At 30.2% G+C, this 21,199-nt stretch carries 25 protein-coding genes; all 25 read left to right on the plus strand.

The features are described 5' to 3' along the window. The first annotated feature begins 99 nt into the window (after nucleotides 1-99). Complete coding sequence (locus J8L88_RS16805) at nucleotides 100-639, plus strand: hypothetical protein (protein ID WP_211061339.1); 540 nt, start codon at nucleotides 100-102, stop codon at nucleotides 637-639. A gap of 3 nt (nucleotides 640-642) precedes the next feature. Continuing rightward, on the plus strand, nucleotides 643-1,185 hold the full coding sequence (locus J8L88_RS16810; RefSeq protein ID WP_211061340.1) for a hypothetical protein: 543 nt from the start codon (nucleotides 643-645) through the stop codon (nucleotides 1,183-1,185). Nucleotides 1,186-1,276: 91 nt separating this feature from the next. Beyond that, the gene (locus tag J8L88_RS16815; protein ID WP_211061341.1) at nucleotides 1,277-1,783 is read left to right on the plus strand and encodes a hypothetical protein; all 507 of its coding nucleotides are present in this window, start codon (nucleotides 1,277-1,279) and stop codon (nucleotides 1,781-1,783) included. A 419-nt stretch (nucleotides 1,784-2,202) separates the two neighbouring features. Further along, nucleotides 2,203-3,897 carry a tail fiber domain-containing protein gene (locus tag J8L88_RS16820; protein WP_211061342.1) on the plus strand — a complete coding sequence of 565 codons (1,695 nt, stop codon included), beginning with the start codon at nucleotides 2,203-2,205 and terminating at the stop codon, nucleotides 3,895-3,897. Between the two features lie 207 nt (nucleotides 3,898-4,104). Further along, nucleotides 4,105-4,620 (plus strand): hypothetical protein, encoded by a 516-nt coding sequence (locus J8L88_RS16825; protein ID WP_211061343.1) that lies wholly within the window; start codon nucleotides 4,105-4,107, stop codon nucleotides 4,618-4,620. A gap of 167 nt (nucleotides 4,621-4,787) precedes the next feature. Further along, nucleotides 4,788-5,390 (plus strand): hypothetical protein, encoded by a 603-nt coding sequence (locus J8L88_RS16830; RefSeq protein ID WP_211061344.1) that lies wholly within the window; start codon nucleotides 4,788-4,790, stop codon nucleotides 5,388-5,390. A 196-nt stretch (nucleotides 5,391-5,586) separates the two neighbouring features. After that, the gene (locus tag J8L88_RS16835; protein ID WP_211061345.1) at nucleotides 5,587-6,018 is read left to right on the plus strand and encodes a hypothetical protein; all 432 of its coding nucleotides are present in this window, start codon (nucleotides 5,587-5,589) and stop codon (nucleotides 6,016-6,018) included. Between the two features lie 197 nt (nucleotides 6,019-6,215). Beyond that, entirely contained in the window at nucleotides 6,216-6,608 is a 393-nt protein-coding gene (locus J8L88_RS16840; protein ID WP_211061346.1) for a hypothetical protein, read from the plus strand. A gap of 197 nt (nucleotides 6,609-6,805) precedes the next feature. Beyond that, complete coding sequence (locus J8L88_RS16845; RefSeq protein ID WP_211061347.1) at nucleotides 6,806-7,327, plus strand: N-acetyltransferase; 522 nt, start codon at nucleotides 6,806-6,808, stop codon at nucleotides 7,325-7,327. A 17-nt stretch (nucleotides 7,328-7,344) separates the two neighbouring features. Next, nucleotides 7,345-8,181, plus strand: coding sequence for a hypothetical protein (locus tag J8L88_RS16850; protein WP_211061348.1), 837 nt, complete (start codon nucleotides 7,345-7,347; stop codon nucleotides 8,179-8,181). A gap of 278 nt (nucleotides 8,182-8,459) precedes the next feature. Next, the gene (locus tag J8L88_RS16855) at nucleotides 8,460-9,212 is read left to right on the plus strand and encodes a DUF6794 domain-containing protein (protein ID WP_211061349.1); all 753 of its coding nucleotides are present in this window, start codon (nucleotides 8,460-8,462) and stop codon (nucleotides 9,210-9,212) included. Nucleotides 9,213-9,403: 191 nt separating this feature from the next. Beyond that, nucleotides 9,404-9,580, plus strand: a complete 177-nt coding sequence (locus tag J8L88_RS16860) for a hypothetical protein (protein WP_211061350.1) — start codon at nucleotides 9,404-9,406, stop codon at nucleotides 9,578-9,580. Further along, nucleotides 9,577-9,819, plus strand: a complete 243-nt coding sequence (locus J8L88_RS16865; protein ID WP_211061351.1) for a hypothetical protein — start codon at nucleotides 9,577-9,579, stop codon at nucleotides 9,817-9,819. Before J8L88_RS16860 ends, J8L88_RS16865 begins: the two co-directional genes overlap by 4 nt. A 3-nt stretch (nucleotides 9,820-9,822) precedes the next feature. Further along, nucleotides 9,823-10,050 (plus strand): hypothetical protein, encoded by a 228-nt coding sequence (locus tag J8L88_RS16870; RefSeq protein ID WP_211061352.1) that lies wholly within the window; start codon nucleotides 9,823-9,825, stop codon nucleotides 10,048-10,050. 260 nt (nucleotides 10,051-10,310) lie between these two features. Beyond that, nucleotides 10,311-11,297, plus strand: coding sequence for a hypothetical protein (locus J8L88_RS16875; RefSeq protein ID WP_211061353.1), 987 nt, complete (start codon nucleotides 10,311-10,313; stop codon nucleotides 11,295-11,297). Between the two features lie 245 nt (nucleotides 11,298-11,542). Continuing rightward, complete coding sequence (locus J8L88_RS16880; RefSeq protein ID WP_211061354.1) at nucleotides 11,543-11,773, plus strand: hypothetical protein; 231 nt, start codon at nucleotides 11,543-11,545, stop codon at nucleotides 11,771-11,773. Between the two features lie 282 nt (nucleotides 11,774-12,055). Next, nucleotides 12,056-14,104, plus strand: a complete 2,049-nt coding sequence (locus tag J8L88_RS16885; RefSeq protein WP_211061355.1) for a serine hydrolase — start codon at nucleotides 12,056-12,058, stop codon at nucleotides 14,102-14,104. Between the two features lie 154 nt (nucleotides 14,105-14,258). Beyond that, on the plus strand, nucleotides 14,259-15,239 hold the full coding sequence (locus J8L88_RS16890; RefSeq protein ID WP_211061356.1) for a hypothetical protein: 981 nt from the start codon (nucleotides 14,259-14,261) through the stop codon (nucleotides 15,237-15,239). Between the two features lie 117 nt (nucleotides 15,240-15,356). Further along, nucleotides 15,357-16,442, plus strand: coding sequence for a cyanophycinase (locus J8L88_RS16895; protein WP_211061357.1), 1,086 nt, complete (start codon nucleotides 15,357-15,359; stop codon nucleotides 16,440-16,442). A gap of 168 nt (nucleotides 16,443-16,610) precedes the next feature. Next, nucleotides 16,611-17,054, plus strand: coding sequence for a hypothetical protein (locus J8L88_RS16900; RefSeq protein ID WP_211061358.1), 444 nt, complete (start codon nucleotides 16,611-16,613; stop codon nucleotides 17,052-17,054). 190 nt (nucleotides 17,055-17,244) lie between these two features. Continuing rightward, the gene (locus tag J8L88_RS16905; protein ID WP_211061359.1) at nucleotides 17,245-18,039 is read left to right on the plus strand and encodes a hypothetical protein; all 795 of its coding nucleotides are present in this window, start codon (nucleotides 17,245-17,247) and stop codon (nucleotides 18,037-18,039) included. 250 nt (nucleotides 18,040-18,289) lie between these two features. After that, on the plus strand, nucleotides 18,290-19,042 hold the full coding sequence (locus J8L88_RS16910; RefSeq protein WP_211061360.1) for a class I SAM-dependent methyltransferase: 753 nt from the start codon (nucleotides 18,290-18,292) through the stop codon (nucleotides 19,040-19,042). A 186-nt stretch (nucleotides 19,043-19,228) separates the two neighbouring features. Beyond that, nucleotides 19,229-19,426: a hypothetical protein gene (locus tag J8L88_RS16915; RefSeq protein ID WP_211061361.1), complete on the plus strand. Its 198-nt coding sequence runs from the start codon at nucleotides 19,229-19,231 to the stop codon at nucleotides 19,424-19,426. Between the two features lie 123 nt (nucleotides 19,427-19,549). Continuing rightward, nucleotides 19,550-19,903 carry a hypothetical protein gene (locus J8L88_RS16920; protein ID WP_211061362.1) on the plus strand — a complete coding sequence of 118 codons (354 nt, stop codon included), beginning with the start codon at nucleotides 19,550-19,552 and terminating at the stop codon, nucleotides 19,901-19,903. A 162-nt stretch (nucleotides 19,904-20,065) separates the two neighbouring features. After that, entirely contained in the window at nucleotides 20,066-21,085 is a 1,020-nt protein-coding gene (locus tag J8L88_RS16925; protein WP_211061363.1) for a serine hydrolase, read from the plus strand. Nucleotides 21,086-21,199 lie beyond the last annotated feature (114 nt).

Genomic DNA, 21,199 nt, shown 5'->3' on the forward strand with positions numbered 1-21,199 from the left:
AAAAATAAAAGCAAAATATGTAAATTTGGCTTAGTTATAATCCGAAATGTAGTGCTTATCCTCTGCCCTACGTTCCTTATACTAACCGTTACCCAACATTTGAAAAAAGTCACGAAAAATAATCTCGTACTGAATTTAAAAGAAGCTACTTCTACTCTATTAGAAATGGTTAGAAGCTCTTGTTGGAATGAAATTTCGGACAATACAGTTTATATTATTTCAGAAATAGGAAAAGATCTACAGAACAGAACGGAACGAAAAAAAGAGAACAATGGAAAAGAACCTAAATCACTTAATGAAATAACAACTGAATTAAAAACTATTTATGAAAATCTTTATGACATAAACTTGCATATCTACAAGAGTAAAAAAAAGAAAACTATAATCGAAATTCAGTACTATCCGAAATCATCTCTCGAATTAGATTTTTATGAAACCGTAAGAGACGATGAACCTATGTTACATTGTAAAATTGGAATTCCAAGCTATCGAAAAAATGACTCTGAACAATTTGATGTTAATTGGGAATTGGGTGGAATTCGACATGAGTGGAATAGTTTCTTAGGCAAGATGAGATTCAAAACTTGGGAATACAATTACAATAAAAATAAAAAATTAAAAAATAAAAACGTTGGATAACAATTGAATAATAAGGTAAAGTATATACTTCTAATTCTAATTATTACGGCACTTGTATTGTCCGTTTATAATCATAACAACGAATTGACTGGGACAAGTTTTGATTCTGTTGAATTAAAATATGCCAAAAGATTTTTTGGAATAGGAGTTTTGTGCACTGGATTATATTTTTTCAATAAAAATTGGCGAAACTTATTAGTCAAAATTATGATTGGAACATTCAGTATATCTTTAGCACTGAATTTATATATATTTCCTGGTATTTATGAAAGTATTCAGATTAACAAAAAATATGCTGAATACTCTGAAATAAAAACTTGTAAAGAAATGGAAAAAAGATTTCTAACTGACTTAAAAAATGAAGAAATCTTTTATTTCCAGTTTGGCATTGGATACGATATTGAATTAGCAAAGACACTTATGGAAAAGTATGAAATTGAAAGTGTCGGAATGGGATGCATAATTCAACCTGAGATGGAATGCTATAACCAATTAGTAAATAAATATCTGAAAGAAAAATACAACGACGGAATAATTGACTATTAAAAATAAAAACGTAGGGTAACAAATTGTATGTTGTATATGCCGCCTTCGGCAGGCATATACAACATACAAGGACCGTTACCCAATATTATAAATGACTGAATTCACTCCACCAATATCTGAACGTAAAACTGAGGAATTAATTGAAATTGTATATTCAGGAAAAGAGCATTGGAATGAAAAAGCTATTCGGCAATCAAAACTGGAACTTGAAAAAAGAAATGTTTCTAAAAAAGAGCAAGAAAAAGTAATTTCTAAGTGGGAAAAAGAAGCAGATGATTATATTGTTGAACTAGAAAACACTTTAGAACAAAATAAATCGGAAGGATACTCTATTCTAAGAATGTTATACATTTTTGCCGTTGCTCCATTTATTCTTGTTGGTAAGTGGACTGTTGGTAAAGATCTTATCGAATTGCGGAATGAAAACTTTAAACTAAAATTCAAACAACGACTTATTTTACTTTTGACTGGAACTTTATTTTGGATAGGAATTTTTGTTTACTGGTTTAATGCATCTGAAAAAGAAAGGTTAAAGCTTTCTCCTGAAGAAGAAATTGAAATATCTGACTGGAAAAAGAAACACGGATATGAAAAATAAACATTGGGTAACAACACCTATGCGATAATGCGGTGTTTGGGTTGGACCGAAAGTTTATTGCTTATTTGGTTTGTCGCCAAAGATTTAAATTTAGTATTTTAAAAAAGGTAAAAACAAAACATAAACTTTGGCTAAGTGCTGATTCGAAGATTAGTAATTTTTTGCTTCCGCACTACGCATAGCTAAACGTTACTTGCAATTTCCTCTATTTCCTGAAAAATTAATTACAAAAACATTACTCTGAATAGGTAACAATTTGTCTCGCCACGACACATATATTAAACCTTACTATACATTCCCTCTATTTCCTGAAAAATTAATTACTTTGAGGTAACTTTTTACGGAAGAAATGGAATAAAAAACAATTGGTTTTTAATTAGTTACAAAAACGTTACTCAAAATTTTATAAAACAAAACCTATGAAAAATAACTCAATACAAAGAATAATAATTCTTATATTTTTATTTTACTCTATTTCATCTACAGCTCAAATTGATTTTTCGGACGAAACAGTTCAATTATCCAAAGCAAATTATACAATTCCGCAACCCAATTTACTTGGAAGAGGTAAAATAAATAGTATTTCTAAACTTTACGGGAATGATGGAGATCCTTTTCCATATCTACCACATTTATTTATTCATAAACAAAAAGAAGGAAGTAATAATGTGCCAGAAAATGAATTTATAATAAAATCATATTATCATCCTGCTATCATTGTGGATAATATTAATACTGAATCACAAAGTGATGCGGAAGGAGGAACTAATTTAATTAATGGTAAGGGTTGGCAAACCAGTTTGCTATTTAGAAGAAAAAGTAAAGCAGCATGGCAAATATCTAGTGATTATCAAAATAATGGTAATATGGGTTTTTCCATAAGACAGTGGGATGAATTTGCACCATTTGGAAGTAATACAAATTCAACGGAGAGATTTATAATTAACCCAGTTTATGATGTTTCCCAAATAGGAATAGGAGAGAACACTAATACAAGCTCTTGGCAAAATTTCATTAACGGAAATACTCACATTAGAGGTTATTTAAATATAAAATCACTTAATTCTTCAAATGGCACCGCAGCTATCGGAATGGAAACTAGAGGAAATGGTAATGCAGGAGATGGAAATAAAACTTGGATTAGACTTGCAAATACTCACGATATTGAATTCAGCAGAAATCGATCTGGAAATGATATAACTTATTGGGCTTTTAGAGAAGATGGCAGCATATCTAATGACAGTAATAACCTTACATTTAGAGGTGTTAATGCACAAATGACTACTTTAAATAATGATAATTCAAATAACCTTAGGCTCATAATGGGTGCTAACGAAAATGAAACATTTTTGAAACAAAATTATAGTTTGACCAGCAGACCTTTTAGTTTTTACGTTGGTAATGGAAAAGTAATGACATTAAGCACAACAGATAATTATAAATTAACCGTTCATGGTAATGCCTTGGCAACAGTTTGGCAAACTTCTGACAAAAGGTTTAAAAAAAACATAAATAGCATTAACAAAGCTATTGATAAAATATCAGAAATTAACGGAGTTTCCTATAATTATAAAAATAATCAGTTTAAAAATAGAAAATTTAATACAGGGAGGACATATGGATTTATTGCACAGGAATTAAAAAAGACATTTCCCGAATTAGTAATGGAAGACAAAGAGGGATATCTAGCTGTAAATTATACAGGTTTGACTCCAATTATTGTAGAAGCTGTAAAAGAATTAAAAAATGAAAACGAATTATTAAAAAATGAAATAAATACTCTTAAAGAGAAACTAAAAAATGTTTTGGATAATTTTGAAACAACTTACAATAATGATTTTGTTAATAAAGACAATGTAATTCTTTACCAAAATACACCTAACCCTTTTAAAAATGACACTTTTATTAAATATTCAATTCCTATAAATTCCAGAAATACATCATTATATATATTCAACCTTAATGGGAATTTACTTTTAGAATTTAACAACTTAAAAGGAGGAAATAAATATATCAAAATAAATGGAGGAGATTTACAAGCAGGATTATACATATATAAGTTAATATCAGATGGAAAAGAAATAGGTACAAAAAAAATGATCTTATCCAAATAAAAAAGCAAGTAACAATGTATAAGAAAACATAGGGCATTTAGGTTTAATCGAAAGGTCTGTGTTTATTTGCAAAGGCGCCAACTATAAAATTTGGCGTTTACGAGAAAGAGATAAAAGCAAAATATTTATATTTGGCTTATTACCAATCCGAAACGTATCACCTATCACCTGCCCCTACGTTTCTTATACGAGACGTTAGCAATAATTATGAATCAAATTAAATATATATTAACTCTTTTCTTGATTTTAAATATTAATAATCTAGTAGCTCAAGAAAAAATTGGATGGAAAGAAGTATATACTGCCGATCATAATGATTTAACGTATAAAATATCCAACGATGAAATTTTTACTGGAATAGTTCAATGGAAACATAAAAATGGGCATTTGAAATATGAAGAGGAATACAAAAATGGAATTATTCTGTGTAGCAATTTATACTACAATGGAAAAGAAAAAAGAGTCTCCAATAAAACCATTTACAATCCGAATAAACCATCAGTTCTTTTAAAAGAACATAAATATAGTCTCGAAAATGAAATTTTTGAAACTACAACTTATAATGATGACGGAATAAAGATCCTTGTAGAACAATTTACAAATGGAAAACTAACATATAGTTGTGAATACTTGAATAAGAAAAAACACGGAAAGGAATTCTGTTATGCTAAGAATGGAGAATCGATAACTGTTCACTATAAAAACGGAAGGAAAATAAAGTAACAATTGCTAACACCAAGTATAATGTCATAGCAGCTAAATGATAACCCAAAGGTTCTTGTATATTTGCTACGGCGCAAAGATTTTAGAAAGAGAAAGTTTTAAAATCTGCACAGGAAAAGTCGATGGCTTGGTAACATTTTGTTCTGCTACGACATATACTTATAACGTTGTACACCATTTACGAAAAAGTGAAATTAGGAGATATTTATAAAACAGGATTTGATGAAAGACCATTTCGAATAATTGGATTTGACGATTATGAAGTTTTTTATGATTGTCTTTGGTCGGATAAGAACTGGACTTTTTCGGACAATTTTCGTGTCAAAACTATTTTCTACCGAATGTCATTGGAGATTTTCAAAAATAAATCGAAATTGATTGAAAATCTGCCATTAACAGAAAAGGAATTACAATATTTTCGACCTGATTTACCGATGAGATTTGGGAGAACTAAAAATGTGAATTGGAATTCTTTTGACTCTAGCGAAATTGAAAACTTGAAATCTGAATTTGGAAATCAGAAATTTAATGCAACAAAAATTGTCGTTGTTCCTTTTGGTCCAAAAGGTGGGTTAAAAAAAGGAGAAATCCTTGAAAACAAATCGGAATGGACGGAATTTGACATAATTCAAAAGGCTAAAAAAATCCAAGAATCGGCGACTGAACGAAAAAGTAACGGTATTGGATTTTATCGGTTGGGTTACGAAAAAGGACTTCCAAGATATTCGATTGGCGAATACTTTGACAGAGCTGGAATAATGAAAAAATAAAAACAGCGTACAACAACATATATGTGATCATAGCAGTTCGGTGATGAATCGAATGATTATTGCATTTTTAGTAAGACGCAATGCTTGCAGAAAGTAAAAGTTAGCAACCAATGCGCAGAAATATCGAAAGTGAGGGTAACATTTTGCTCTGCTACGACACATATATTAAACGTTGGCAACCATTTGATAGAATCTAATGAAAACTATTTTATCCATATTAATTCTAACATTTTTAATTTCATTTGGACAAAACAAAAAAACCGAATTGAACGGAAAATATTATTCAGTTGATAATGATTTTGAAAAATGGTCAATTATGGAATTAAAAGTAAATGGAGTTTTTAAATATAAATACGGATTGGGTGCTTGCCAAGCAGAAATAACTGGAACTTACTCTGTTGAAAACCGAAAAATCAGGTTTAAAAATGACAGAGAATTTACGGAGAATTATTTAGAATCTGTACGAGATTCACTAATCAAATCTGACTCAACTTACTTCGGAATTGGAATACCAATCTATCCCGATTTGAGTTTAACGAAATGGAAAATTAAAAAGAACTCAATAAAACCGATTTCGGAAATTGATTGTGGCTGTATAGTTGAAAAAGGAAAACATAAGAAACGATAAAAAACGATTTGCCAACAACATATATGTGATCATAGCAGTTAAGTGATGAATCAAATGGTTCTTGTATATTTATAAAGGCGCAATGCTTGCAAAAAGTAAAAGTTGGCAACCAATGCGCAGTTTTTGTCTAAATCAGAGTAACATTTTGCTCCGCTACGATACATATATTAAACGTTATGTGTAATTAAAACTATCGAATGAAAATAAAAATATCACTTATTTTTACAGTCTTGATCTTGATATTTGGATGTAAAGAGTCTGTTTCGCAAAATGCAACTACTAACGAACAATACACCATCGCAAAAACTAAAAGTGATGGAGGGAAATTCTCATCTCTGGAAAGGGATGAGTTAGATGAATTATTAGATTCGTTTTACAAAGAAACATCTAAAAATCTTGATATGGAAAAGAAGAGAATTTTGTTATTTGACGTATTTGAGAATAATACTAATTATATCTGGTATGCCGCTGACCAGAAAACGGATTCCTTTTTTAGATTTATCTCCGACCTAAAGATCGAAAAAGTTAATTTTGAGAAAATAGAAAAATCAATTATCAAAAAAAAATTGAATTCCTTAACTGAAAAATAAAAAAAACACATAACACTATATATGTGTTCATAGCAGCAAAGTCATCAATCAAATGGTTGTTGTATTTTTGGTAAGGCGCAATGCTTGCAGAAAGTAAAAGTTAGCAACCAATACGCAAGAAAAATCGAAAAGCAAGGTAACATTTTGCCCTGCTACGACACATATATTAAACGTTAGCCACAATATCGAAAAACCGAATGAATAAAATAAAAACACGCTTAGCGGAGAAAAAAGATGCTGAATACATTGCTCTTCTTGCAAGAATAACTTTTACTGAAACTTTCGGCCATTTTTTTCGAGATAGGCAAGATTTACTTAATTATTATGATTCAACCTTTTCAGTTGAAAAAATAGAAAAAAGTATTTCTAAATCTAATAACATTTACTGGATTTCTTTTATAGATAGATTACCTGTTGGGTATGCAAAACTCAAACTGAATTCGAAATCTGAATTTATCGAATCGGAAAACATATGTCAACTTCAAAAAATATATGTGCTAAAAGATTTTTTGTCAATGAAAATTGGGTTGGAATTACAGAATCTACTCTTGGAGAAGGCAAAAGAATTGGAGTTTGAAAAAATTTGGTTGTCAGTCTTAAATAGTAATGAAAGGGCATTAAACTTTTATAAGAAAAATGGATTTGAAAAAATTGGGAATCACGACTTCCAGATTGGAAAAGAAAATTTTGATTTTATGGCAATGGAAAAAGAATTATAAAAATACAGTGGCTAACAATGTGTATAGTTCATTGCCAGTTAAGGTTTACAACGGAAATTCCTGCGGAATTTCCTCGTCGTTTTGTACTTGCTAAGTATATCGCTAAATTCACGCAACAAACCATACACGAGACCGTTAGCGGCAATATGAAAAAGGTAATTCAATATATTAGTTTATTCTTAGTTTTGGTAAGCTGTTTTCCTAAACAAAAAGATGCTGTTACCGAAATTGAATTACTTAATGATATATTCGTTGAGCTAATTGGAACGGAGTATTATTATGAGAAACTTCCAATTCCTCCAATCCCTCTACAATATGCTAAAAACTGGCAAGATTCGATAAGTCACAAAAATCAAAAGGATAAATTTGACGAAGCTTTTAATAACCCTAAATTGGAAACAAAAGAATTGGTATTAGGTCTCGACCCTTTTCATCTTAATTCAAAAAAGGAATTTAGAGGTTGGAATATTAAAAAATCATCATTCCCAAGAATGTACTATTCAGATACTCTACACTCATTGGATTTTGACCAACTCTTCACTCAATTGGTGGACAGTACAACATTTAAGAAAGGTAAATTGGAACTGAATAAAATATCCCAAACAGGAAAATATATCATCAAGGATTTAAGAAAACTGGAAAAACAAAATAAAAAGTATTGGAATAATACAGATTATAGGTTCATTGGGGCAATAAGATTCTCTGATTTTAAAATAAACCCAAAAAACGATAGGGCGGTTTTCTACTTTAATTTTACTTGTGGAAGTTTATGCGGATCAGGCGAAATAATATTCTGTCTCAAAGAGAATGGAAAATGGAAAATTGTGGATAGGAATACGCTTTGGGTATCATAAAAACAACCGCTAACAACATATATGTGTTCATAGCAACTAAGTGACCAATCGAATGGTTGCTGTATTTTTGGTAAGGCGCAATGCTTACAGAATGGAAAAGTTAGCAACCAATGCGCAGAAAAATCGAAAAGCAAGGTAACAATTTACCCCGCTACGACACATATATTTAACGTTACCTACAATTGTGAAAAGTAGTTAACTAAATGAAATGAATAGTTTACTCAATTTGAGTTTTCTAAATCTAGAGGGCTAATTAGATTTGAGAAAACTAATCGAATATGAAAAATAAAATTCTTCTCTTTTTACTTCTTCTACCGACTTTGTTAATCGGACAAAATAATTGTAATAAATACATTAAAAATTACATTCCTACTGACTTATCTGATGCTATAGCATATTTTGAGTGCAAAACTCCTGAAAAGATACTGAAAGAGTTTGAAAATAAAGAAGAAACAGAAGCAACTTCGGGTTTACACTTCTCAACCGGTATGTCCATAAGAAACAATTGGAATCTTTGGTCTGGAACTTCAAAAATATCTAAACACTTTAGAGAATTAGGAATTCATCATCCAGATGATATGTCTGGCATAATTCTAACTTCACTTCATAGAAAACTAAATGGAAAGTCAATTGAGTTAGACAAGCAAATAAAATATTACCAAAACTATTGGGCAGAATCCGAGAGAAAAGAAACTGAAAGTAAAATTGAGGAGTTTAGTGAATTCGAAATTGGGAATATCGTGGAATTCTTATATGATTATGATTTCATATCAAAAAAACAAGAAAAAAAATACGAGGAAGATAAATGTATTGCACACGGAATTGTTACAGAACTAAACAAAGAAAAGTTTGAGATTAAAGTTAAACTTAAAGAGAGTTGCGACAAACAAGGAATCATAATTTTGGAATATGATGTTTGGGATCAAATAAATGGTGAATATCAAAAAATAGAAGAAGATAAAATTGAGATCATGAAAAAAGGAGAAAATAAATGGTGTTCATATGAATTGTGGGAGGTTGTAGAAAAATAAAAGTGGGTAACACTATATATACGTCATAGCAGCCAAGTAATCAATACAATGGTTGTTGTATATTTATAAAGGCGCAATGCTTACAAAAGGTAAAAATTAGCAACCAATGCGCAGAAATATCGAAAAGCAGGCTAACAATTTGCGCTGCTACGACACATATATTAAACGTTAGCGTGCATCCAAAAAAAAAAATGAAAAGAACGCATAAAATACTGAGTTCTATATTACTCGTAATCATAGGTTGGTTAATGATTGGTGTTGGTTTTACAATGAAAATGGGTCATCCCGTAAATACATTTCTGTTGCTATTTGGGATTTTAGCTTTTATTGTTGGGGCTATTTGGTTCATTATATGTATCAAAAGATGACGGAGAATTTAAAAATCGGAAATATCGTTGAATATGATAATGAGTACGGAGTTGTAATCGAAATTCCAATAACTGATGATAATGGAAAATATGTGTCTGGAGATTTACTTGTTAGATGGGATACTGATAATGAAAATGATATAGAAAGTTGTCTTGGGAATTTAGAAGGGTTAATCAAAAAAGTAGAATATTTTGAGCTAAACTTCATTGATGAGAATGGAAATACGAAAGAAAATTAAATTATGAGCCGATCGAAAAAGAAAACAAAAATTCACGGAAATACAACTGCCACATCTGAAAAAGAAAATAAACGAGACGCAAATAGAAAATTCAGAAGAGTTGTAAAGCAAAAAGTCAAATTGGACGAAACTAAATTACCTGAACTTCGTGAAGTTTCAAATGTCTGGTCTTTTGACAAGGATGGTAAAAGATATAATTCAGAAATGACTGAAAAAGATCTGCGAAAATAAGAACGACACGCTAACACTATATATGTGATCATAGCAGCTAAGTGATGAATCGAATGGTTATAGTATTTTTGGTAAGGCGCAATGTTTGCATAAAGTTAAAGTTAGCAACCAATGCGCATAAAAATCGAAAAACAAGGTAACATTTTGCCCTGCTACGACACTTATATATAACGTTATAAGCAATTTTCTCAAAATATAGTGGTAACATTTTGTGTAATTAAGACACTTACTCCTATAAAGTAATTATAAACAAAACGGAAATGAAAAGAATTATTATTTTAACATGGTTTTTATTAATTGGAATTAACTTAGAAATTCAAGCTCAACAGTTCAACGAAACTAGTAATCAATTACAAACGACTAAAGAAATTGTTGCTCCAGTAACATTATTGAGTAATGAATTAAGGATAGCTAATACATTTGTACCTTCAGATCCTGCTATTGGAACTCTAGACAACTCTGGGTTTGGAATCAATATCCATAAAACTAATGGTATCGGATTCGCTTTTAACGGAGTTCATAAAACAATAATAAAACCAAGTGGAGAGATTATTTCTCCTGTAATGTTATTAGATAATGAATTAAGGATAGCCAATACATTTGTACCTTCAGATCCTACTATTGGAACTCTAGACAACTCTGGGTTTGGAATCAATATCCATAAAACTAATGGTATCGGATTCGCTTTTAACGGAGTTCATAAAACAATAATAAAACCAAGTGGAGAGATTATTTCTCCTGTAATGTTATTAGATAATGAATTAAGGATAGCCAATACATTTGTACCTTCAGATCCTGCTATTGGAACTCTAGACAACTCTGGGTTTGGAATCAATATCCATAAAACTAGTGGTATTGGATTTGCTTTTGATGGAACTCATAAAATGTTATTCAAACCAAATGGGAATGTGGCAATTTTTGGGAAATTAGAATCCAAAGAAATAAAAGTTACGCTAACTCCGACGGCTGACTTTGTATTTGACAATAATTATAATTTACCTACCCTAGAATTTATCGAGAACCATATCAAGGAAAAAAAGCATTTACCAGAAATAGCTTCAGCTAAAGAAATGAAAAAAAATGGAGTAAATGTTGGTGTATTTCAAATTCAGTTACTACAAAAAATAGAAGAATTAACTCTTTACACAATCCAACAGGAGAAAAAAATTAAATTGTTAGAAAAACAAACTAAAGAAATTAAAGAGTTGAAATCTTTGGTTAAGCAATTACTAGAATCCAAAGAATAAAAGCTCAGGATACTGATTTATATAAAAAGTATGAATATGAAGATTTCTTAAAGGTAAAAACTATTGATAGTGGATATAATTATGTAAAAACAATACTTAGAAAAATAAATACTGATTACGATTATAGGAAAAACCAAGAAGATGTAATTGTTAGGGTGTTATTAATTAACAATGGAGATAATAAAAAAATTGAAATAATACCTATTGACAAAACTAATAATTTTCGAAAAGACATAATTCGGACTTTGACTATAGCGAACGAAGACTTGATAAAAAATGACACTGAAAAGTATATCACTGAGTTTGACATAACTTATGATTATGAACCTCATATAGAAAATTGGCAATGGAAAAAAGAACTGCCAAAAATTCGATTACCTCTTTATAAAACCAAAGTAAAAACTGTAACTATAAGTTGTGGATTTGATAAAAAGACTGGAGAACGATTTTGTAAACAAGAGGTAAAAGAAAAGTAAAGTGTGTAACATCATATATGAAATCAGAGTAAAATTTAGAGCCAGATCTAAAGGTCATTTCCTTTTTGTAATGGCGCTAGATTTTTATAAATTAAATAAGAAATAAAAATGCGCATATAAATCGATTGGTTCAGGTGTGTTTGCCCTGCTACGACACATATATTAAACGTTATGTGCAATTTGAAACCATTTTCTGAAGCAACCATTTCTTGATTTTTTACGTCTCTAAATGTCTAAGACATTCCAAATTTGATCAAAATAAAATATCTCTAATTAAAACTTATGAATAAGAATATATTTTTAACCTACTTACTATTTTTTGGAGTGTTTTCATCTGTTTTTTGTCAGTTAAGAATAAAAGGAAGAGTATTAGACAAAAAAAACAATATACCAATTCCCTATGCTAACATTGGTATAATTAATACAAGTAATGGAACAATTTCTAATAGTGATGGAAGCTTTACTCTTAAGGTTTCTGAAGAAAACTCAACAAAGGAAGTCTTGTTTTCTGCTATTGGTTTTGAACAACAATCGATTCCATTAGCTGCGTTGATTAATAGTGAAGAAAACACAATACGCCTTAAAGAAAAAATAACAGCTTTAGACGAAGTACTGATTACAAGTAGCTCAAAAAAATATAAAAATGAATGGTTGGGTAATCGAAAACGGCATTTGATGGTTCAAGGTGTTATGCAAGTAGATTCTGTCTCAGCAGGCGGAGCAATGGCACTGTTAATTGATAAAAAGAAAAATTTTAATTATGTGCAGAACGCTGCCTTATTTATAACTCGAAATACAAGACCTGAATTTAAAGTTCGATTACGTTTTTTAAGTGTGGATAAGGCAAATAATAATATGCCAGGAGAAGATTTGTTTAATGAGAGTTTTGTAATAAAATCTAGTATACAAAGAGGTTGGCTAGATTTTGACGTATCTCAGTATTACTATCGCATCCCACAAGACTCTTTTTTTTTAATGTTCGAATGGATTATAGAAGATATAGATCGCGTTGAGATGTTTATGACTTTGAAAAAATATCAAGAACAAAATCCTGATAAGATTAAGAAGGATAGCGTTTATGTCGATGGTAATTTAGTAGCAACACAAGAGCTGTCTACTAATGCACCCATTCCAATTATTGCTTTTGGCACTACAAAAACTAAGTCCGATTTGAGAAAATATAAATGCTATTCACGCGGAAGTAGTTTTGCTGAATGGAATAGGTCAACTAGTATTATTTCTGCTAAAGTATTGATGAGTACTACACCTTCACAACAAGTAAGTAGTGATGAGAGCACGTATGAGACTCAAGAAGAAACCATCATATCGAAAATTGAAAAATGGGGCGAGGCATTTCGAGAAAATTATAATATTCCTGGTATGCAACTCTCGGTTAGTGAGAGAAAAAAAACGATATTTTCAAAAGGTTTTGGGTATTCAGACGTTCAGAATGATGAGAAAGTTACTTCACAAACACGATTCAGAATTGCAAGTGTTACAAAGCCTATGACAGCAACAGCTATTATTAAGTTAGCTTCAGAAGATAAATTAGATTTAGATGTTGATGTACGAAAATATGTACCGACTTTTCCTGAAAAGAAACATACGCTTACAACACGTCAACTAGCAGGGCATTTAGGAGGAATCCGTGATTATTACGAAATTAGCATCGATGAAGTGATTGGAAATCCACATTTTGAGAATGCAACTGAAGCCATTAACGTATTTAAAAATGATACATTAATGTCTAAACCAGGAGATCAATATTTATACTCTTCTTTTGGGTATAATTTAATCGGAGCTGCTATTGAAGGTACATCAGGACAAACCTATTTAGAATATATGCAAGAGCATATCTGGAATCCGCTTTTAATGTTTAATACCTATGGTGATATTGCAGATAGTACAATGGTTAATAAGAGTAAATTTTATTATCCAAATGAAGAGGAAGCAGAACCTTATGATTTAAGTTATGGTCACGCATCAGGAGGTATAATCTCTACAACTGATGATTTATTGAAATTTGGAATTGAAATGATATATGGCAACTTTATTAAATACAATTTCAAAAAACAAATGTTTAAAACACAATACACTAAAGATGAAAACCCAACGCCTTATGGATTAGGATGGTATATTGGAAAAGATATGAATGGAAAAAAAATCTGGTACCACGTTGGGCAAGAACCTTCTTCAGGAGCTATTTTAATAGTATATCCAAAAGACGACATCGTCATATCATTGCTTTCAAATACACCTATTTTAGTCAATTCTGATGATGGCTTGCCTATAGAAGTACTAAAGTTAGCAAAATTAATTTATCAAAAATAGAAAACCGCATACAACACCGTATATAATTTATTGCTAGTTCTAACTTATTTACGAAAATCCTCGTTGATTTATTATTTGTTTTGTATTTGCTAAATTAGATACCTAAAATACGTAACTAAGCATACATAAACACGTTGGCAACAATTTCAAAAAAATGAAAATTAGATTCTTAATTATTCTCTCTAGCTTTCTTTGTTCTTTAACTGCTTGCTACAACAGTATAAAAGAGGACACTTATTACAATAAATACCATTCAGAAACCATATTGGCAGAAGAATTAATTAGCCAAGAAAAATTTGAAGATGCGTTACTTAAATATGAAAAATTATTTAGCGAATATGACTTCATTTTTCTTCGTGACTATAAAGTCGCTTCTCAGATCTCTTTACTAATTGGAGAAAAGGAAAAAGGGCTGATTTATATTAAAAAAGCTATATCCAATGGATGGGGATTAGCAAATCTCAAAGAACAAAAATTCTTAAGTAAAAATCTACTTGATTCTGATTGGAAAAACATTGAAAAACAATATAAAGATTTGCGTAGTCTGTTCTTAAAAAGAATTGATTCAACACTTAAAAATAGAATTAACTTGATGATTGATAAAGACCAGAAACTCGCATATGAAGCCTATATTATTGAAGACGAACAAGAACAAGAAAAATTTATTTTAGAAAATTTCCCCAAACACAGTGAAGAACAATTGATAAATCTAATTGAGATTATGGAGATTAATGATTATCCAGGAGAGTTTCTTATAGGGAATGATTTCTGGGTTTCAACGATTTTAAGTCATCACAATTCCCAAGGAGCAGATTATGTTAGAAAAGACACCTTGTATAATTTCATAAAACCGGAATTGATTAAATCCTTAAAGAAAGGATATATATCACCATATGAAATTGCTCTAGTTGAAGATTGGAAAAAAACAGTTACGTCAGAATGGAACGAATCTACATATGGTTACCTTACCCCTCCTACCACATCAAATATTTCCAAAATAAATAAAGCAAGAAAAGCAATTGGATTAAGGACTGTGGAATTGAGAAATAAATTGATAGATATTGAAGTAAAAACGGGAATGAATTTTTATTTACCAGATTGGGTTGATGGAAAAATAAAAATCGAAGAAAAATAAAAAGTTGCCAACGACGTTGGCAATAACTAAAACGAAAAAATGCAGAAAAAAAATTGTTCACTTATTTTGATTCTTGTCTTAATACCTTTCGTTTTATTTTCTCAAAAGGAGACTTTGATGAAAACAAAAGGTACATTATTAATAATGGGTGGTAACTGCACTAATGATTTTTTTATATCGGAATTTGCAGGCTTAGCAGGTGGAATTGAAAGTAAGGTAGTTATTATTCCTACTGCAATGGAAGATAAATATATCGATTCGGTAAGCGATTTAAATTTTTTAAAAAAACCTTTTATAGATTTTGGTTTTAAAAACATTGATATTATTCATACAAGAGAAACAAAAGTTGCTAATAGTGATTTCTTAAACAAAAAACTTTTAACAGCAGATGCTGTTTGGATTGCGGGTGGCAGGCAATGGCGTTTAGCAAAAGTATATAATGGCACGAAAATTCAAAATTCATTAAAAACTCTTCTAAATCAAGGAAAAGTAATTGCAGGTACTTCTGCAGGAGCTTCTATAATGGGGGATGTTCTTGTTCGTGGAGATTCCAAAAACCATACTATTATGCTTGGAGATTATAAAAATGGATTTGGATTTGTAACCAATTTGGCTATAGACCAACATCACATTGCCAGAAATAGACAATTTGATATGTTTGAGTTGAAAAAAGAAAGACCTAATGTGTTAGGTATAGGAATTGATGAGAATACAGGAATTGTTCTTCACAAAAATAAATTTCGGGTTTTAGGGAAAAGTTATGTCACTATTTACGATAATACGAGATGGTCGGAAGAAAGAGACACAATTTACCAATTAGATGCAAGCGAAAAACAATTTTACACGCTAACAAATGGATATGAATATGATATTGTTAGACGGAAAGTCATTCAAAAAAATGACAGAAAAAAATTACCTTACAAGGAGGATATACTAAGAAAAATAACAGGTACCTATCAACAATCTAAAGGATTAAAATTTGGTCAAGATTTAAGAATAACGATTGTATTAGAAGAAAATGAACTCTACTTTGAGCAATCCTGGAACAAAGTAAAGTATAGAGTTGATTATCATTATTTAAATACATTTTTTAGACCCAATAGCATTTCGACCTATCATTTTAATAAAGATAAAACAGGAGCTTTTAGTTCTTTTTTGTTTTTCCAATATGCATATGGTGTATCAAATTGGGTTAAAATGTAAAAAATTAAAAATAACTATTGCCAACAATGACTATAAGTAATTGCTTGTTCTTACCTATTTCTGAAAAGCCTCATGGATTTTCAGTTTGGTGTACTTGCTAAGTTAAGTGTTAAACCACGCAACTACTCATAGCCGAGATCGTGTATCATTAAACAGAATGGGAAATAAGTGAAAAAGTTAATCAAAATTGTAAGAAACTCTTACGAAGAACCATATCATATAAATTTGATTTTTAATGCTTCAAATGGAGAGACTTCTGGACAACTAGAAATTTATGATCACGCAGAAAAATTAAAAATATTAGCAGATGCTTTAGAAGACTTCCCGTTTAACTCTAAAAATGCATTTCTTTGGGAATTAGGTTCAGAAAATCCGAAAGACAATTTTGCCTTTTACTTCAAATGCGAATTCTCACTAATCAAACATTCAAGCGAATGTTTTATCAGAATTAGACTTAATAATAATCGTAACGGAATTGAAAAATCGATTTCTGAATTTAGCATCCGATGCTACCCTACTGAATTAAATAAATTGGGGAAATTGTTTCGGGAATTTTCTAAACTTGAAAAGCATACTCTAATTTGGAATGGATTAGAAGGAAAAATAAAATAAAACGATACACAACAAGATATATGATGCCACAGGAGCAAAGTAATCAATTGGATGGTTATTGTATTTTTGGTTAGACGCAGTGCTTACAAAAAGTAAAAGTTAGCAACCAATGCGCAGAAAAATCAAAAAGCAAGGTAACATTTTGCCCTGCTACGACACATATATTAAACGTTGTAGAGCATTTAAGAAAATGAAGAACATAACCACAATCATACTTCTGACTTTAACTTTGAGTTGTTTTTCTCAAGCGAAACAATCTGAATTAGTTCTTTTAGCAGAAGCTTATCATAATTACCATCATACGAACAATATAGACAATTCGATTTTTGAAAAAATTTATAAAATTAGTTCACCTGAACTTGAAAAAGAAAAAGAATTCATTGCGGAATTAATTAAACCAAATAATGATATTCTGAATATCAAATTCTTAACTAAACCTGACATAAGCACTTTAGAAAACATATTTATGATTAGAGCTTTGAACTACAATATGTTCAAAGACAATCCAATAAAAAACAAGGAAGTAATTAAGCAAGTGAAATCTGACCAAATCAGTTATCAAGAAATGTTAACTGCTTATTACAATATGATTTTCGGAATTTTAGTAAATAAACATGAGGATTTGAATTTAGAGCAAATGAGTTTTGACTTAAATAATCTGAATTTATCAACGAAACAAGAAAAGGGAATTTTCTTCTTAACAAGTATGGAACGATTTAGTTCTGACATTTGGGGATATATGAACATTCTACCTACCGACTACGATAGCGCATTAGAAGTTATTAATCGATATCCAAAATACAATGGAGAAGAATATTACAAATACAATGATTTTGATTTTAGTGACTTCCTTATAACTGTGGATATTCGAAATCCAAAAGTTAATTACAAAGACTATTATTTGAAAAAATATTTTAACACATTAGGTTATCATATGGAAATTTTAGAATTTAATAAACAGAAACAACCTATTGAAAAGCAATAAAAAACGCTCTACAACACGGTGTATAAAACATAGCTAATTAAGTATTCAACCGAAAGGCTTTTGTTTGTTTACAAAGACCGCCAAATTTTTAATTTGGCTTTAAGAATAGAAAAATTAAATCAAAATATAAAAATTCGGCTCTGTGTTTATCCGAAAATTTAGTATCTTTTTACACGCTACGTTTCATACACAAACCGTTGTAGTACACTACTAAAAAATCTGATAATCTAACAAAATAATTAAGACAAAAATGGGAGAAAAATATGAAGACCTGAACGAAGAAATGTATAAAAATTATTACAAACATTCGGGAAAAAGTAATCTGTTGGTAAAAATATGGTCCGAAGCACTTAAAGAAAATTATCCTGGTAGGCTTAACAATTTTGGGTTCGTAACAAATAAGGATTTAGAATTGATTATCCGATATATAAACGCAGAATCAGGAACCACCCTATTGGATATCGGTTGTGGAAGTGGAGGACCGGGCTTATGGATTGCGGAACAAAACAAATTGAAATTAACCGGTATAGATATAGTTCCGGAAGCGATTGAACAAGCAAATATATTTATGCAAAATTTCGATTTACATTTTGATGCTAAATTCAAGTTAGGAGGATTTTGTGATATTCCATTGCAAGATTCTTCGATAGATAATATTATTAGTGTTGATGCATTCTGGATGGTTCATAATAAAGTGGATGCATTAAAAGAGATTAAAAGAGTTTTAAAGAAAGGTGGTAAATTTATTTTCACAACCTGGGATAGTATCCTAGATGACCCATCCCCCTTATTTGAGGAATGTGGGTTTACTATAATTTCAAAAAATGAAACAGTAGATTGGAAAAAGTATCAAATGCAAGTGTATAATGATATCTTAAAGTATAAAGATGAGCTATTAAAAGAAATTGGAGAATCAGCAAAGATATTAATCTCGGAGGCATCCACTGTCCCACCGATGCTTGAAATTACTCAAAGACGACTATATCACACTCAAATCCTTTAGAATATGGTATAATTTATTTATAAAATAATAACGCACTACAACATGCGGTCATAAAACAGTACGAGGAAAGTGGTAAATTTAATCTATATAACTTCTAATAAATCGTTCGGTACTTTGATACTAAATTGCTTTGAATTGCACATCGTTTCATACCGTTTGGCGTTGTATTAAATAAACCAAACTCTTATGAAAAAAAACTTAACTCTATTATTAATACTCGCCCTTATTGGGTTTGAAAATTCTTCTGCTCAAGAAAAATTTATAGAAGTTATGGTAAAAGATACGATAAAATTAAAACCATTATCATATGAGTATCAAGTCTCTATTGGGCTCAAATTTGAATACGATTATGAAAATCCAAATACTAAAAATGAGTTTTCTTAAAAGCTCCGAAAATCAGAAGAAAAAATTGTATCACTTTTAAAAAAGTGGGGCTATGAATTTATCCCGAGTGGAAATCCAGAGGCCAATTTTACGAAGGAACTGACCAATAAAATGAACTATATTGTGAAAATTAATGACCCTTTACAAAAAGAAGAATTTAAATCCAGAATGAAACTGGAGAACATAAATTTCTATATGACCAATATTAAATATGAAAACAAAGAAACGAAGACTCGAAAAATTTACATGAGATTATTGAAAAAAGCACGTAAGAGAGCTGAACTCATTGCCGAATTGAGTGACTATAAAGTCGAAGATGTTATTGAGATTTCAGAATCAAAATCTGAATTCAGTATAATTTCTAGTTTTATTGAGAATTTTGCCTATTCCCGTTCGAACGGAGCTACAGCTACTTCTTTTAAATTCAATTCTGGAACGTTAGAAAAAAGCATTCTTGTTAAGTATTCAGTTCAATAATATACATCGTACACCACCTTGTATAGTTCATTACTAAGTCATTTAAGAGTCTCTCGAGGATTTCTACCGAAAACCTAAAACCTCGATCTCTTTTACCATTTTAGTTCCAAATTGCAACGAAACCATACACACAAGGTTAACCACCATAAAAAAGACATTCTGATGATAACGAAAATTCCATTTATAATAATCACTATCTCGTTTACAATTCTATCCTGTAAAAAAATCGAAAAAGAAAAAACCAAAGAAACTGTATTATTCGAAAAGACAATGCAACACCAAGATTATATCTTCTCTACCTTGGTTTCTAAAAATGGGAAAATTGTTTTTGAAGAATATTATAATGGAAAAACTAAAGATAGCCTTTGCGATGTGCAGTCTTTAACAAAAGGAATTATGAGCATTCTCATTGGAATAGCAATTGACAAGGAGTACATAAAGAATATCAATGAACCTATAGAAAAGTATTTTCCAGAAGAATTTAAAAATTTGACGGATAATAAAAAGAATACTATTACAATTGAACACCTTTTAAATCAGACTTCGGGGCTTTCATGGAAAGGATATTTAGAACACCAAGAATGGTTAACTAATGAAAATCCTATTTCTTTTGTCTTGAAAAAGAATTTAGAAAACAATCCTGGAGAAAAATATAACTATAACTCTGGAGCTACTCATTTATTATCTGTTATCATAAGTAGAGCATATGGAAATTCGACATTAGATTTTGCCGATCAATTTTTATTTAGCCACTTAAACATTTATGATACAAATTGGCAAAAAAGAAATAAAGGATACTATGACGGAAGTGGACTTGGTCTCAAAATGAAACCAATTGATTTGATGAAAATAGCTCAATTGTTAGAAAAAAATGGAAACTGGAAAGGAAAACAATTAGTTTCTAAGGAATGGATTCAAAAACTATTCGATAAAAATGAAAAATCTTCAACTAAATGGGGTTTGAGAAATTCTAAACATGGATTTTGCTGGTATCAATCTGAATTTAAAGGTAATAAAATTGATTATGGAATGGGTTATGGTGGACAATTTATAATTATGATTCCTAGTAAAAAAATAATTATTGTTACAACTCACAACCATGATACACCAAACGGAATTGAACAACAGATTAAATTCTTAAATGGAAAATTACCAATACTGATAGAAAAATACGATAGTTAACACACTGCTTAACAAGTATTCAATCAAAAAAATATAATCATTTACAGAAATTTCTAAATTATTTATATTTGGTTTTCAGAATAAAAAACAAAAAAATTCGGCTCTGTGTTAATC

It is taken from the genome of Aquimarina sp. MMG015 (genome assembly GCF_018100855.1).
GTDB lineage: Bacteria > Bacteroidota > Bacteroidia > Flavobacteriales > Flavobacteriaceae > Aquimarina > Aquimarina latercula.